Source organism: Massilia sp. P1_C10 (assembly GCF_056406475.1).
On sequence record NZ_JBFUAC010000003.1, the window covers coordinates 471,969 to 486,115 of the forward strand.

Sequence of the window (14,147 nt, forward strand, 5' to 3'; positions counted from 1 at the left end):
GTTATTTTGGACAACTGCCTGTTTTGCAAGATAGCCGCCAAGCAAATCCCCGCGTCGGTGGTGTACGAGGACGATGAGTTGCTCGCGTTTAAGGACATCCGCCCGCATGCGCCGGTGCACCTCCTGGTGATTCCGAAAATTCACGTGGCGACCCTGTCCGACTGCGACGCCAGCCATACCGAACTGCTGGGCAAGATGCTGGCGCTGGCGCCGCGCCTTGCCAAGGAGCACGGCTGCGAAGTCACCTGGCAGGATGGCAAGCCCGCCGGCGGCTACAAGACGCTGGTGAATAGCGGCCCCGACGGTGGCCAGGAGGTGTACCATCTCCATCTTCACATGTTCGGCGGGCCGCACCCCTGGCGAGTTGAACGGTAATCCGGAACACAAAGCCGTCGCATCGCTTATACTGGCGCCGTACGTTTCCAAGAATTGATGGCGTTCGCGCCGCGCAAGGAGAATATGATGGGTTCAATGAGTATCTGGCACTGGCTGATCGTGCTGCTGGTCGTGGTCCTGCTGTTCGGCACCAAGAAGCTGGGCAACATCGGTTCGGACGTGGGCAAGGCCGTCAAGGGCTTCAAGGATGGCGTCAAGGGCGACGAAGACAAGAGCGGCACGCCGGTGCCGCCGTCGCAAGTGTCCGACAAATCCACCATCGACGTCGAGACGAAAGAAAAATCGAAGTTCTGATGGCGGGTAGCTGCCGCCGCATGACTTTGTCCCTCCATGATTGACCTCGGACTTTCCAAACTCGCCATCATTGGTGTCGTCGCGCTGATCGTCATCGGTCCCGAAAAGCTGCCCAAGGTGGCCCGGATGGCCGGGACTTTGTATGGGCGGGCGCAGCGCTATCTGCACCAGGTGAAGTCTGAAGTGAGCAAGGAAATCGAGCTCGAAGAACTGCGCAACCTGCACAAGGAAGTGACCGAGACGGCGCACTCGATCAAGTCCGAGGTTGAAAATACCATCGGCAGGAACATCGACGATGTCGAAGCGGCGTGGCGCGGCCATCCCGCCGTGGAGGCCGCGTCGCCGGCCACGGTGTCCGACCTCGAACGCAAGGCGCGCGACTTTCGGCGCAAAAAGCTGAACCGCAATTCGGCGGTGCCGGGCTGGTACAAGCAGCGCCACGGCGGCCGGACCCACGTGGTGTCGGGCGCGGCCCGCGTCAAGAAATTCCGCCCGCGCGCGTCCACCCCAACCTCATTCTTCTAATGACAGAACAAGCCCCGGTCGAAGAAACCTTCATCTCGCACCTGTTCGAGCTGCGCGACCGCCTGGTCAAGGCGACCATCGGCATTGCGCTGGTGTGCGCCGGCCTGATGTTCTGGCCCGGTCCGTCGAAGATCTACAACTTCATCGCCCAGCCGATGATCGCCGCGCTGCCGGCCGGCTCGAAGATGATCGCCACCGGCGTCATCTCGCCGTTCCTGGTGCCGATGAAGGTGACCCTGGTGATCGCGCTGATCCTGGCGCTGCCCTGGGTGTTCTACCAGTTCTGGGCCTTCATCGCGCCCGGCCTGTACGCCCACGAAAAGAAGCTGGTGCTGCCGCTGGTGATCTCGTCGTCGCTGCTGTTCATCGGCGGCGTCGCGTTCTGCTATTTCTTCGTGTTCGGCCGCGTGTTCGCGTTCATCGGCGACTTCGCGCCGACCTCGATCGCGGTCATGCCCGACATCGAAAACTACCTCGACTTCGTTATGTCGATGTGCCTGGCGTTCGGCGCCACCTTCGAGGTGCCGGTGGTGGTGGTGATCCTGGTCCGCATGGGCATCGTCAGCGTCGCCAAGCTGAAGGAAATCAGGCCGTACTGCATCGTCGGCGCCTTCGTCATTGCCGCCATCGTGACGCCGCCCGACGTCGTCAGCCAGCTGTCGCTGGCCATTCCGATGTGGATGCTGTTCGAGCTCGGACTGCTGGTGGCGCCGATCTTCGTGCGTGCCACCCAGGCCCCCGAAGAGCCGGCTTAAGCCTGCCGGCCCGTCGGAAAACGTTACAGCGACTTCTTCGCCGCCGGCGCCTCCTCTCAATTACGCGTTCCGCGCGCCGGCCAAAATAATCGGGCCGGTTCGCCGACGCCGCGGCGAGCGCCGTTGCCAAGTCCGCCTTCGCAAAATCTCCCAATCGTAGCGCAGCTGCTGCTGCCCCGATTCATCGCGTACCAAAGGCGATTTCGCGCGCTACCCGATTAAGTTGAATCCGGCGCGCGGTCCTGAGCGTAGAAGATTGGGCTTCGAACACTTCTTAAACGTTTCCAAGGACCTCATCATGAACCATTTCGTAAAAACCCTGATCGCCGGCGCCTGCATCGCCATTTCTTCCACCGCGTTTGCTGCCGATGTGATGGTGGGCGGCCAGTCGATGATGCCGTCGCGCGACATCGTCGACAACGCCGTCAACTCGGCCGACCACACGACGCTGGTGGCGGCGGTCAAAGCGGCCGGCCTGGTCGACACGCTCAAGGGCAAGGGGCCGTTCACCGTGTTCGCTCCGACCAATGCGGCGTTCGGCAAGCTGCCGGCCGGCACCGTCGACACGCTGGTCAAGCCGGAAAGCAAGGCTACCCTGACCAAGATCCTCACCTATCACGTTGTGCCCGGCAAGTACGACTTCATGGCGCTGTCGCATGCGATCAAGAAGGGTAACGGCAAGGCCGAACTGGCCACCGCCAGCGGCGGCAAGCTCATGTTCATGATGAACGGCATGCACAACATCATGATCATGGACGAAGCGGGCGGCCACGCCAGCATCAGCACCTACGATGTGTATCAGTCGAACGGCGTGATCAACGTGATCGACACGGTGCTGATGCCGAAGTAAGGATTACGCCGCGGCGGTGCGCCTGGTCATCAACAGCGCGGCCAGGCTGATCGCGGCGGCGGCGCTCAGGTAGTAGCCGACGTAGGTCAGGCCGTAGTTGGTGGCCAGCCAGGTGGCCGCGTACGGCGCCAGCGAGGCGCCCAGGATGCCGGCCAGGTTGAAGGTCAGCGAGGCGCCGGTATAGCGCACTTCGGCCGGGAACATCTCCGACAGCAGGGTGCCGAGTGGCCCGTAAGTCATCCCCATCAGCCCGAGGCCGATCGCCAGGAAGGCCACAACCATGGGCGTGCTGCTGGAGCCGAACAGCGGCGCCAGCGCCAGGCCGAATGCGGCGATCGCCACCGAGACCCAGATCATCGTCTCGCGCCGGCCGTGGCGGTCGGCCAGCACCGCCGACAGCGGAATCGTCAGGCCGAAGAACAGCACGGCGAACAGCTGCATGATCAGGAACTGGGTGCGCGTGAATCCGAGGTGGCTGGTGCCCCAGCCCAGCGTGAACACCGTCATCAGGTAGAACAGCACGAAGGTGGCCATCGCGATCAGGGTGCCGAGCACCAGTTCGCGGGTGTGGTCGCGCAGCACGGTGAGCGCGGGGATCTTGACGGTCTCTTTTTTGGCCAGCACTTCCTTGAACGCCGGGGTCTCGGTCAGCGACAGCCGCACGTACATGCCGACGATGACCAGCAGCGCGCTGGCCAGGAACGGAATGCGCCAGCCGTAGCTGAAGAACTCCGCTTCCGTGAGTGTCTGCGCCAGCAGCAGGAAGGTGCCCCCGGAGAGGAAGAAGCCGAGCGGGGCGCCGAGCTGCGGGAACATGCCGTACCAGGCGCGCTTGCCCGGGGGCGCGTTCTCGGTGGCCAGCAGCACCGCGCCGCCCCATTCGCCGCCCAGGCCGAGGCCCTGGCCGAAGCGGCACAGCGCCAGCAGAGCCGGCGCCAGTGTGCCGATCGTCGCGTAGGTCGGCAGCATGCCGATGATGACGGTGGACAGGCCCATCGTCAGCAGCGCCGCGACCAGCGTGACCTTGCGGCCGACCCGGTCGCCGAAGTGGCCGAACACCGCGGAGCCGATCGGGCGCGCCAGGAAGGCCAGCGCGAAGGTCGCGAGCGACTGCAAGGTGGCGGCTGCCGCATCGCTGGCGGGGAAGAACAGTTTGGGGAAGACCAGCACCGCGGCGGTGGCGTAAATATAGAAGTCGAAGAACTCGATGGTGGTGCCGATCAGGCTCGCGAACAGGACGGTCCCGGCGGAATTGGGCTTGCCGGGGGAGGGCTGGGTCATGCAAGAATCCTTGGAAAGCGGAGGCGGAAAGTTTCAAACCATTCTAGCAGCCGGGCTTGTCCTTTGCTTGAGGCGGGGTCGACATGGGCCTGCTTACATTTTGAAAGCGAACCCCGTTATGAGACGTCGCAAGCATTTGAGGGCCAACCAATGTAGTATTGAATGCTACAGTGACGTATGTCCCCGAAAAAGCCAACCGTAAGGCCCGCAGCCGCGGCACCGCCGCGCCAACGCGTGTTCAAGTCCGCATGGTTTTCGAAGGCGGCTGCGAAGCGGGGCATTGCTGACCCTGAGCTGTGTGAGGCGATAAGGCAGGTGATGTTGGGGCAGGCAGTCGATCTGGGCGGTGGCGTTTGGAAAAAAAGGCTGAACGACAACATGGACCGGTCGATCATCGCCGCGAAAGGCTCCGTAAATTGGGTCTTCTTGTTTCTCTTTCAGAAAAGCGAGCGCGAAAACATCGACCAGGCAGAGTTGGCCGCTTTCAAAAGGCTGGCGCGCGGATACGCGGAGGCGACAGAAGCCGACATCACTCAACTTTTGACAGCCAAATTACTGGTGGAGATTTGCAATGATGGACAAAGCTAGAAAGCCAACGTCGAGAAAGACCGCGTCAGATGGCACCGGCACTGAACGCACTCGAAAAAAAGTTACGGCCTTCAAGAGCGACGCTTTCGAAGCGATTCATAGCGCGGCGGCGGGCCTGCACTCCGTAGGCGTATTCGATAAGAAGACAATGCGCGAGTTCGATGAAACCTGCTTAACTGCGCCTAACTTTAATGCTTCGGACGTACAGCGGATTCGCGCGAAATATCACGTGAGCCAGGAAGTCCTGGCGCGATATATGGGTATTACAAAGTCGACTGTTGTGAAGTGGGAGTCTTCGGCGAACACGCCGAGCCCATTGGCACAGCGACTCCTTAAAGTGATCGACGATCACGGGTTGGACATCATCTCACAATGAGTTGATGCAAGGATGCGGTCAGGGTCTGACCCGGCGGGTCAGACCCCGGTTTAGCGGCCTTCCAAATTACTGCATCAGTTCCTTGATCACTTTGACCGGCGCGCTGCCGTAGCTGAGGAACTGCTCGTGGAAGTCCTTCAGGACGAAGCGCGGACCGAGCGCCTGTTTGCGCTGCTCGCGCAGTTCCATGATGTCCGCATAGCCGCTGAAGTAGCTGGTCAGCTGCACCGACGTCAGCTGCACGCGGCGCCACTTCTCGCTGGCCTCGGCCGGCGTCTGGAACGCCTGGCGCACCAAAAGGTCCATCGCCTGCGCCTGCGTCATGCCGTTCACGTGCACGCTGTAGTCGAGGATCGTGTTGGTCACGCTGCGCAGGTTCCACTTGCAGTACATCAGCCACATCTCCGGCGCGTTGTCGCCGTAGCCCGATTCGAGCATCATGCGCTCGGCGTACACCGCCCAGCCCTCGACCATCGCGCCATTCCCGAACAGCGACTTCACCAGCGATGGCGACTTGTTGGCGTACACCAGCTGCGCGTAGTGGCCCGGGATCGCTTCGTGGATATTCAGGATCTGCAGGATCCACTGGTTGTACTCGCGCAGGCTGCTCTCGGCTTCCTGCGGCGACATCGAGTCCATCGGCGTCACGTTGTACCAGGTGCGGTCCTGCGGCCGGTACGGGCCCGGCGCGTCGATGCTGGCGCCGGCCACGCCGCGCTTGTACATCGGCGTCTCGCGCACTTCCAGCGGGCGCTTCGGATCGAGCGTGAGCAGGTTGTGGCTCACCACCCAGTCCTGCAGCAGCGGGATCTGGCGCCGGATCTCGAGGAAGAAGTTTTCGCGTGCGACGTGGTTGGCCGACAGCTTGTCGATCACCATGCCGATCTTGCGGAAGCGGTCCTCCGGCCTGGCGACGCCGCCCATCACCTTCGGCCACAGTTCGTCAGCCAGGCCGTTCATGCGCACCAGCAGCTCCTCCTTCGCCGCCAGCGCCTTGCGGTAAGTCTGCTCCGCGCTGTTGGCCGACTGGATGTCGTAGCCGAACTTCGCTTCGTACAGATCCTTGCCGATCCTGAACGAGCGCGCGCTGCGGCTTTCCTGCTGTTTCTTGTCGAGCGCCGCCAGGAAGTCGACGTAGCCAAGCAGCGCAGTGCCGGCGTTGGCGATGCGCTGCGCGAAGATGGCTTTTTCCTGCGGCGACAGGATCGATTCCTGCGCGGCCTTGCCCAGGTCGGCCAGCACCACCATCGTGCCCGGCGCCTGCGAGATCGCCAGCTGGGTGTGTTCGTGGGTCGGATTGACGATGCTCGCCTGCGCCGCCGCGTAGTAGGCCGGCACGTTGGCGATGCGCCGCATCAGCGTGCGCAGGCGCTGCGGCTTGGCCGCGTATTCGGTCGACAGGATCAGGTCGATCGGCTCGGCGATGTTGTACAGCGCCGGATTCCATTCGTATTCGCGCAGGGTGGTCAGGTACCAGCGGTCCGACTTCACCTTGTTCACCAGCAGTGCCAGGTCGGTGCGCTGCTTCGGCGAGAGCTGGCTCGCGTTCATCTTGGCGAAGCGGGCCAGCCACTCGTCGGCAAACGCCAGCTGGTGCGAGCGCGTCGCCGCGTTCGGGATAGTCAGGTTGGCCGCGCCGTCGTACTTGCCGGCCGCGATCGCGCTCTCCGGATCGAGCTTCCACTGCGCGTTGAGGAACTGCTGCGCCGTGCTGTTCATCCAGCGGTCCGACTTGCCTTCGCCCGGCGGCGCCGCCACCGCTGCCGCTACCGGCGCCTCGGCCTTGGGTTCTCGTTCCGGGGAACTGACCGCGTTTTTCTTGCCAGCCTTCGCTTTGCCGGGAGCGGCCTTGACGACCTTGCCCGCATGCGCCTTGGCCGCAGCCTTCTTCGGCTTGGCCGCGCCAGCCGGCGCCAGTGCGAACGCCGTCAACAGAACCGCCAGCGTCAATTTCGTTTTTATCATCGTGTAGCCTCGTAAATGGGATGCAAACGCGCGCGACAGGTTAGCATCAATCGCCCGCCTTGCGCTCCACGGTAACATTTGGATGCAGCGCGGCCAGCGCGTCGTCAATACGGATGCCGCGCGCCGCCTCCGCGACGTCGGCCGGCAGCCAGTCCTCGAACGGGGTTTCGATATTCCGATGGCGCCCGCCGGCGGTGTGCACCTGCGTGACCTGGCACAGGCGCGAGGCCGGCAGCCGCGGCGCCGCCGCCGCGAGCGCGGGCCACAGGCGCCGGTGCACCAGCGTCAGCTTGTCGCCGACCAGGCGGCACACCAGCACGTCCGGGTCGTCCGTGACTTGCTCCAGCACCAGGAAGATCTGCTTGCCCTTCGGGTGGCCCCACCAGCTGCCCTTGATCTTCTCGCCGGCGATCGCTTCGGTCAGCTTCGGCGCCGGCCCGCTGGCCGACACCAGCACCACGCCGTGTTCGCGCACGAACTCCATTGCCTGCGCGTGGTCCATCAGCTGATCCGGTTGGTGCGCAGCAGCTCCTGCTGGTACGCGTTCAGGGTCGCCACGGCCTGCTTGCCGCGCGCGATATTCGTCAGCACGATCTCGCTGGCTTTGGTGAAGCGGTGGCCGATGCGCACCGTGTACGAGCCGGTGACCCAGCTCCAGAAGCCCGGCTCGAAAGTCGCCTCGTCCATGTCGCGCCACTTCACGCCCGACACGCCTTTCTTCCACGGCAGGATGCCCGAATAGGCCCAGACGCCGACCTCGTCGTAGTACAGCTGCACGCTGCGCAGCAGAAGCAGGCGGTAGCCGATCACGATGGCCGAGCCGATGAAGACCACGCCGGCGGCGATCTCGTTCCACATGAACGCCAGCGGCAGCAGGCCGAAAAACAGCAGCGCGGCAAGCAGGAACGTGCCGAAATAGGCAATCCATGATTTGACGCCGACCACGATCGCGGTCGCCGGCACCTGGGTTGCAGTGTCCTGATCCATCATTTGGCCAATCCCTCCTCTAGCATTTTCATCATGTCCGCCGGCGACATGCGCGCCGACAGGTCGGATCCTTCCAGCAGGCTGTCGGCCAGGTCGCGCTTGTGCTTGTGCAGTTCGACGATGCCTTCCTCGATCGTGTGGCGCGCCACCAGGCGGTAGATCGTCACGGGCCGCTGCTGGCCCATGCGGTGCGCGCGGTCCGAGGCCTGGTCCTCGACCGCCGGATTCCACCACGGATCCATGTGGATCACGTAGTCGGCCGCGGTCAGGTTGATGCCGACGCCGCCAGCCTTCAGGCTGATGAGGAAGACGTCGCCCTCGCCGGCCTGGAAGGCGTCGACGCGCCGCTTGCGTTCGGCCATCGGAGTCGACCCGTCGAGATACTGGTACTTAATGCCGCGCGCGTCGAGGTGCTGGCGGATCAGGGTCAGGTGGTCGACGAACTGGCTGAACACCAGCACCTTGTGGCGGTTCTCCAGAAGCTCGTCGAGCAGGCGCGCGAACACCGTCAGCTTGCTGCTGGCCAGTCCCAGTTCGGGCGCCACCAGCGACGGATTGCAGCAGGCGCGCCGCAGCCGCATCATCTCGGCCAGGATCTGGATCGACTTCTGGCTTTGCGGCGCCTCCAGCGACGCCAGCTTCTCCAGCGCATCGCGGCGCAGCGATTCGTACAACGCGGTCTCTTCCTGGGTCAGGTCGACCGGCAGCACGATCTCGGTGCGCGGCGGCAGTTCGGCCAGCACCTGTGCCTTGGTCCGGCGCAGGATGAAGGGCTGGATCAGGCGCCGCAGCCGCGTGCGCGCGCCTTGCTCCGCGCGCTTGTCCTGGGCCTTCTCGATCGGGCCGGCAAAGCGCAGGCTGAACTGGTCGGCGGTGCCGAGCAGCCCCGGATTGATGAAGCGGAACAGGTTCCACAGTTCGCCGAGGTGGTTTTCAAGCGGCGTGCCGGTGGCCACCATGCGGAAGTCGCCCTGCAGCGCCATCACGGCCTGCGAGCGTTTGGTCGCGGTGTTCTTGATCGCCTGCGCCTCGTCGAGCACGATGCTGTGCCATTGGACCTTGGCGAAGGCCGCCGCCTCGAGCTGCAGCAGGCCGTAGCTGGCGATCACCAGGTCGAACGGCTCGGCGCCGTCGAGCATTGCGGTGCGGTCGCCGGCGCCGAACAGTTTCACTTTCAGCGTCGGCGCGAACTTCTCCGCTTCGGCCATCCAGTTCATGCACACCGAGGTCGGCGCGATCACCAGCGCCGGCCCTTGCGGGGCGCGCGACAGCAGCAGCGCCAGCGCCTGCACGGTTTTACCGAGGCCCATGTCGTCGGCCAGGCAGGCGCCGACGCCCCAGTGCGCGAGGCGCGCCAGCCACTCGAAGCCTTCCAGCTGGTAGTCGCGCAGTTCGGCCTGCAGGGTGCTTGGCAGCTGCGGCGTGAAGTTGCTGGTCGCGGCCATCCGCTTGAGGTGGTCCTTCCACATCTTGTCGGCCTTGACGCCCCCCGCGTCCAGCGCCAGTTCTTCCAGCGCGAAGCTGGCCAGCGGATGCACGCGCACCGTGTCGCCGGCCATCTCGCCGTAGGAGGCCAGGTCCATCAGGCGCCGGTGCAGCTCGAACGAGAGGGCCAGGAACTGGTTGTCGCCCAGTTCGACGAAGCGGCCTTTGCTCGACTTGAGCATGTCGAGCAGCGCGCGCAGGTCGACGATTCGGTCTTCGTCGATCTGCACTTCGCCGCTGGCGGCGAACCAGTCCTTGTCGCGCCTGATGTTCACGCGCACCGATTTCGAATCGACCTTCTTGCCGACCCTGAACGACTCGCCCTCGGGCCACGCCACCAGCACCTTGGCCGGATCGAGCTCCTGCAGTTCCGTCAGCAGTTCGAGGCAGGGCACCGGCTGGCCGAGCAGCCATTCGCCGTGCTCGGATTCGGCCTGCTCCAAGGCGTGGCAGGATGTCACCAGGTCGCGCTCGGCCTCGCGCTCGGCGTTCAGGTTGCGGCGCGCCTCCACCCGCGCGCCATTCAGGTCGGCGATCACGCTTTCGGCGCCGCTTCCGGGCGGGTAATAGGCGCCGGCGCCGGGCAGCGGCCGCACCAGCACCTGCATCTTCAGGCCCTGCTGGTAAGGCAGCAGGTGCACGTGCAGGCGCGGGTCCGCTTCGACCCGTTCGATGTCGGCCGCGCTGCTGCCGATGTCCGACTGCACCGTGACGATCGACGATATCGCGCTGATCGCCTTCAGCACCTGCTTCTCGGCGTGCAGCGGCACCACCAGGCCCTCGCCGATGATGGTGCCGACGCGCCGGTGCTCGGGCGTGATGCGGATCACGCGCAGCCGGGTCGGGGTTTCCCTGGTCACGCACAGGTCGTCCGCGCCGACCGTGGACGGGCGCATGGTGATCAGCACTTCGCCGGCGCGCGCCTTGACCAGCAGCTCCGGCTCGCCCGGAAGCAGCTCGACCCGGGTGCCGGGCGCATCGATCCAGAACAGCAGCGGATGGCCGATCAGCGCGGAAACCGCCTTGTCGTTATCCAGTTCGTAGCGCGAACCGCTGCTGCTGTAGTACTTGAACGCTTGCACGAAGCCGATCACGTTCAGGTCCTGGCCGGTGAGGAAATCGAGTTCGCCGGCGTCTTCGGACAGGCGCTTGAGCGAGATCGAGCGGCCCTTGGACCAGCCGCCCTGGGCGTCGCGCTTCTGTTCGCGCGGCTCGATGGTGGAAATTCCCCAGCTCGGCTCGAATCCGATCAGCCACACCAGGCGCGACTCCTTCACCACCTCGGTGTTCGTTGCGGGCTGCAGGTTGATCAGCGCGTTGAGCTGGCGCTGCCAGGCTTCCTCGCGCTCGAACCACAGGGTCAGGTCGGTCAGGCGGTGGCGCTGGCGCAGCGCGATGGCCTGCTGCTCGCGGCTTACCGCGCCCATGCTGCCCAGGATCTGGCCGAGCGGCGCGGCCAGCAGGTCGAAGCCGGCGGACAGCGCCACCTCGAACTCCTGTTCCATCGCCTCGCGCTTGTTCGACAGCTGCGGGGCGCCCAGCCAGTAATGCATCAGCGCGCGGAACACGAAGGGCTGCATCGCCTGCTCCCAGTTCCGCGTCGGCAGCACCTCGGCGTCGACCACGCCGGCGCGGATCTGGCGCAGCATCGACAGCTGCTGGTAGACGGCGGTGTCCTGGTTCTGCACCGCGCGCGTGGCGATGTCGAGGTACGCCTCGGCCAGCTTGTCGTGTTTCGCATCGCCGCTGCGGATCAGCGCCAGCACATACAGGTGGCCGCCGATGCCGCCGAAAACCGCCTTGCGCTTGCCGGTCTCCTTGCGCAGCGATTTCAGCGCCTGCTCGAACATCGGCAGCGCCTCGTCCGGCTGGTCGCGCAGCAGCAGGATCACGGCGCGGAAGAACTGCGCCTGCGACAGGTCGAGGTCCTGAAGCATGCGCGCCGCGTCGTCGAGGCGCCCGCACAGGATCAGGTGCTCGGCCAGCGCGGTGCGCAGGAACATCGACGCGCCAGGATTGGCCGCGTGGCGCTCGGCGTACTCGCGCAGCAGCGGGGCGCCCAACGGGTCGCGCTGCGCCTCCACCACCAGCACGGCCAGCACGTCGTCCTGCATGGCCGGCTGGATCAGTTCGAACATGGCCGGCTCGAACGGGCGGCCGAAGATGTCCACCAGCGGGTGCAGGTAAGCGGCTTCGTGGCAGGCCAGGCAGGCGTCCAGCAGGGAGGCGACGGTGCGCGCGTCCTCGCCGCCGATCAGCGCCATGCGCAGCAGCGCCACGCCCTGGCGGTAGCTGCGCAGCACCACCGCGCCTTCCCAGTTGCGTCGCAGCGGCGTCACTTTTTCGTAGACGCGGCACAGCGGCCCGAACATGTCCCCGGCAAACGCGACGCGGATCGCCGGCCACACCGCCTCGGGCGCGATCGCGAAGCCGCGGCCGATCGATTCGGTCACGATGCCCATCGCGCGGAACAGCTTCATGTCGGCGTCCAGCGTGTCGGCGGGGACGACGATGCCCATCTCCGCCAGGTGCAGCACGATGCGGCTCTTGCCCATCGGCTCCCCCGCCAGCGCGAGCAGCGCGGCGATCAGCTTCTGGGTGTCGGTGAACGCGTCGAACTGCTGGTGCAGACTGGTCATGCGGCGTCCGGCAGGTTCTCGATCTGCACCGGCGCCGGCGCGTCAGCCGGCGCGATGCCGAAGATGCGCTGATAGAAGTACAGCTCCGCCTCCAGCGTGCGCACGATGCTCTCGGCCTTGCGGAAGCCATGGCCTTCGCCTTCGAGCGTGATGTACGCCACCGGCACGCCGGCTTTGCGCAGCGCCTCGACCATCACTTCGGACTGCTGCGGCGGCACCACCTTGTCGTCGAGGCCCTGGAAGAAGATCATCGGGCGCTTCAGCTGCTCGGCGTGGTTGATCGGGGAGCGCAGCAGGTACAGCATCTGCGCTTCCGGCTGCGGCGCGATCAGGTATTCGTTGTAGTGCGATTCGAACTTGTGCGAGTCGTCGTCCAGGCCCTTCAGGTCCGACACGCCGTAATAGCTGGCGCCGGCCTTGAAGACGTCGTGGAAGGTCAGCGCGCACAGCGTGGTCAGGCCGCCGGCGCTGCCGCCGCGGATCACCAGCCGCTCCGGGTCGACCATGCCGCGCGCGGCCAGGTGGCGCGCGCCGGCCACGCAGTCGTCGACGTCGATCACGCCCCACTGGCCCTTGAGGGCGTCGCGGTAGTCGCGCCCGAAGCCGCTGCTGCCGCCGTAGTTCACGTCCAGCACCGCGAAGCCGCGGCTGGTCCAGAACTGGGTCGCGAGCTTCAGCGTATTCGTCGCCATGCCGGTCGGGCCGCCATGGCCGATCACCATCAGCGGCGGCTTGCTGCCCGGCGCCGGCTCGTACTTCGCGTTGCAGGGCGGATAGTAGAAGGCATGCGCCAGCCGGCCGCCGCTGGTCGGATAGCTGATGCTCTCCGGGACCGACAGCTCGCTCACGTCGGGCAGCTCGGCGATCGAGCGCGCCAGCACCTTGCGCGCGCCGGTCGACAGGTCGATGCGCGCCAGTTCGAGCGGGATCGTCGGCGCGCCACCCAGCAGGGCGACGATGTCGCCGGCCACGCGCAGCTCGCGGATCTCTTCGTACGGATTGGCGATCGGCTGCAGCTTGCCGGTCGCGGTGGACAGCTGCGCCAGCCGGCTGACGCCGTTCTCGATGTAGGTGCAGACGATTTCCTTATCCGAGCGGAAGCCGTACATCGAGCCGCCGAAGGTCCAGTGCGGCGCGCCGAATTCGGCGGCGCGGTCGCACAGCGGCTGCACCGCGGCGCCGTCGAAGCGGTACAGGTTCCACCAGCCGCTGCGGTCGGAGACGAAATGCAGCACGCCGGATGGCGACCACTCGGGCTGGCAGATCGATTCGTCCGCGCCGCCCGCCACCAGCCGGACGTTGGCCAGCGCGCCGCCGGCGTCGACCTCGGCCAGCCACAGTTCGGTGCCCTGCCACGGCATGCGCGGATGCATCCACGACAGCCAGGCGAGCTGGCCGCCGTCGGGCGACAGGCGCGGCGCGGCGTAGAAGTCGCTGCCTTCGGCCAGCACGGTCTCGGCGCCGTCGAGGCCCACCGCGCACAGCATGTTGACCGGATGATGGCCGTCGCCGGCGTGGTCCTCGCACACCGCGACCAGGCGCCGGTGCCGGCGATCGAGCACGAAATCGGCATAGCGGCGCGTGCCCTCCGCGGACAGCGCGACAGGTTCGGCGCCGTCGCGCGCGACGTACAGCCGGTTATCGGCGAAGTTCGAAAAATAGGCTTCGCCGTCGACCGCCAGCATCGCACCGCCGCCGTATTCGTGGACGCGCGAACGCACGTTGAACGGCGCCGGCGTCAGTTCCTCGGCGCGGCCGCCGCGCTGGCGCAGCAAGGTGTTGCGGCCTCCCTCGCTGGCGCGCCCGGCCAGCCACAGGACTTCGGCGCCGTCGATGGCCACCTGCGACAGCGGCGAGGCGCCGGCGGCGACCATGTCCGCGCCGATCGGGGAGGGCCAGGCGCCGCACACGGCGGCTTGTTTGCTGTTCGATATGGTCATGGGGAGGTGCGCTCGGGTTGAGGGGGTATGGCATGATAGATAATCCCGCGCCAAACTGCCAGCCCG

At 65.7% G+C, this 14,147-nt stretch carries 13 protein-coding genes; 7 read left to right on the forward strand and 6 right to left on the reverse strand.

Annotated elements, in window-relative coordinates; translation table 11 throughout:
• Positions 1–6 precede the first annotated feature (6 nt).
• From AC1D02_RS09795 to AC1D02_RS09815, 5 genes are all read left to right on the forward strand, one after another.
• Positions 7–375: a histidine triad nucleotide-binding protein gene (locus AC1D02_RS09795; protein WP_477316185.1), complete on the forward strand. Its 369-nt coding sequence runs from the start codon at positions 7–9 to the stop codon at positions 373–375.
• An 87-nt stretch (positions 376–462) separates the two neighbouring features.
• Complete coding sequence (gene tatA / locus AC1D02_RS09800) at positions 463–690, forward strand: Sec-independent protein translocase subunit TatA (protein ID WP_477316187.1); 228 nt, start codon at positions 463–465, stop codon at positions 688–690.
• 36 nt (positions 691–726) lie between these two features.
• Positions 727–1,215, forward strand: a complete 489-nt coding sequence (gene tatB, locus AC1D02_RS09805; RefSeq protein ID WP_477316189.1) for a Sec-independent protein translocase protein TatB — start codon at positions 727–729, stop codon at positions 1,213–1,215.
• Positions 1,215–1,970: a twin-arginine translocase subunit TatC gene (gene tatC / locus AC1D02_RS09810; RefSeq protein ID WP_477316191.1), complete on the forward strand. Its 756-nt coding sequence runs from the start codon at positions 1,215–1,217 to the stop codon at positions 1,968–1,970. The genes tatB and tatC overlap by 1 nt, the downstream gene beginning before the upstream one ends.
• A gap of 298 nt (positions 1,971–2,268) precedes the next feature.
• Entirely contained in the window at positions 2,269–2,820 is a 552-nt protein-coding gene (locus AC1D02_RS09815) for a fasciclin domain-containing protein (RefSeq protein ID WP_477316193.1), read from the forward strand.
• A 3-nt stretch (positions 2,821–2,823) separates the two neighbouring features.
• Here the strand turns inward: AC1D02_RS09815 and AC1D02_RS09820 are convergent, their stop codons facing one another.
• Positions 2,824–4,101, reverse strand: a complete 1,278-nt coding sequence (locus tag AC1D02_RS09820) for an MFS transporter (protein WP_477316195.1) — start codon at positions 4,099–4,101, stop codon at positions 2,824–2,826.
• 177 nt (positions 4,102–4,278) lie between these two features.
• Between AC1D02_RS09820 and AC1D02_RS09825 the strand changes: the two genes are divergently transcribed.
• Together AC1D02_RS09825 and AC1D02_RS09830 are read left to right on the forward strand one after the other, a co-directional pair.
• Positions 4,279–4,689: a type II toxin-antitoxin system RelE/ParE family toxin gene (locus AC1D02_RS09825; RefSeq protein ID WP_477316197.1), complete on the forward strand. Its 411-nt coding sequence runs from the start codon at positions 4,279–4,281 to the stop codon at positions 4,687–4,689.
• Positions 4,673–5,065: a helix-turn-helix domain-containing protein gene (locus AC1D02_RS09830; RefSeq protein ID WP_477316199.1), complete on the forward strand. Its 393-nt coding sequence runs from the start codon at positions 4,673–4,675 to the stop codon at positions 5,063–5,065. The genes AC1D02_RS09825 and AC1D02_RS09830 overlap by 17 nt, the downstream gene beginning before the upstream one ends.
• 66 nt (positions 5,066–5,131) lie before the next feature.
• On the opposite strand, the gene AC1D02_RS09835 is transcribed toward AC1D02_RS09830, so the two are convergent.
• Genes AC1D02_RS09835 through AC1D02_RS09855 form a run of 5 tightly spaced genes read right to left on the reverse strand, consistent with a single transcriptional unit; the run spans position 5,132 to position 14,081 of the window.
• Positions 5,132–7,030, reverse strand: coding sequence for a DUF885 domain-containing protein (locus tag AC1D02_RS09835; protein WP_477316201.1), 1,899 nt, complete (start codon positions 7,028–7,030; stop codon positions 5,132–5,134).
• Positions 7,031–7,076: 46 nt separating this feature from the next.
• The gene (locus tag AC1D02_RS09840; RefSeq protein WP_477316203.1) at positions 7,077–7,532 is read right to left on the reverse strand and encodes a hypothetical protein; all 456 of its coding nucleotides are present in this window, start codon (positions 7,530–7,532) and stop codon (positions 7,077–7,079) included.
• Positions 7,532–8,020: a hypothetical protein gene (locus AC1D02_RS09845; RefSeq protein ID WP_477316205.1), complete on the reverse strand. Its 489-nt coding sequence runs from the start codon at positions 8,018–8,020 to the stop codon at positions 7,532–7,534. Before AC1D02_RS09845 ends, AC1D02_RS09840 begins: the two co-directional genes overlap by 1 nt.
• Positions 8,017–12,141 carry a DEAD/DEAH box helicase gene (locus AC1D02_RS09850; RefSeq protein WP_477316207.1) on the reverse strand — a complete coding sequence of 1,375 codons (4,125 nt, stop codon included), beginning with the start codon at positions 12,139–12,141 and terminating at the stop codon, positions 8,017–8,019. Before AC1D02_RS09850 ends, AC1D02_RS09845 begins: the two co-directional genes overlap by 4 nt.
• Positions 12,138–14,081, reverse strand: coding sequence for a dipeptidyl-peptidase 5 (locus AC1D02_RS09855; protein WP_477316209.1), 1,944 nt, complete (start codon positions 14,079–14,081; stop codon positions 12,138–12,140). Before AC1D02_RS09855 ends, AC1D02_RS09850 begins: the two co-directional genes overlap by 4 nt.
• Positions 14,082–14,147 lie beyond the last annotated feature (66 nt).

Coding starts and splice junctions, on each gene's coding strand:
- tatC (WP_477316191.1), top strand. CDS start 1,215: ATGACAGAACAAGCCCCGGTCGAAGAAACCTTCATCTCGCACCTGTTC.
- tatB (WP_477316189.1), top strand. CDS start 727: ATGATTGACCTCGGACTTTCCAAACTCGCCATCATTGGTGTCGTCGCG.
- AC1D02_RS09835 (WP_477316201.1), bottom strand. CDS start 7,030: ATGATAAAAACGAAATTGACGCTGGCGGTTCTGTTGACGGCGTTCGCA.
- AC1D02_RS09830 (WP_477316199.1), top strand. CDS start 4,673: ATGATGGACAAAGCTAGAAAGCCAACGTCGAGAAAGACCGCGTCAGAT.
- AC1D02_RS09850 (WP_477316207.1), bottom strand. CDS start 12,141: ATGACCAGTCTGCACCAGCAGTTCGACGCGTTCACCGACACCCAGAAG.
- tatA (WP_477316187.1), top strand. CDS start 463: ATGGGTTCAATGAGTATCTGGCACTGGCTGATCGTGCTGCTGGTCGTG.
- AC1D02_RS09840 (WP_477316203.1), bottom strand. CDS start 7,532: ATGGACCACGCGCAGGCAATGGAGTTCGTGCGCGAACACGGCGTGGTG.
- AC1D02_RS09815 (WP_477316193.1), top strand. CDS start 2,269: ATGAACCATTTCGTAAAAACCCTGATCGCCGGCGCCTGCATCGCCATT.
- AC1D02_RS09855 (WP_477316209.1), bottom strand. CDS start 14,081: ATGACCATATCGAACAGCAAACAAGCCGCCGTGTGCGGCGCCTGGCCC.
- AC1D02_RS09820 (WP_477316195.1), bottom strand. CDS start 4,101: ATGACCCAGCCCTCCCCCGGCAAGCCCAATTCCGCCGGGACCGTCCTG.
- AC1D02_RS09845 (WP_477316205.1), bottom strand. CDS start 8,020: ATGATGGATCAGGACACTGCAACCCAGGTGCCGGCGACCGCGATCGTG.
- AC1D02_RS09825 (WP_477316197.1), top strand. CDS start 4,279: ATGTCCCCGAAAAAGCCAACCGTAAGGCCCGCAGCCGCGGCACCGCCG.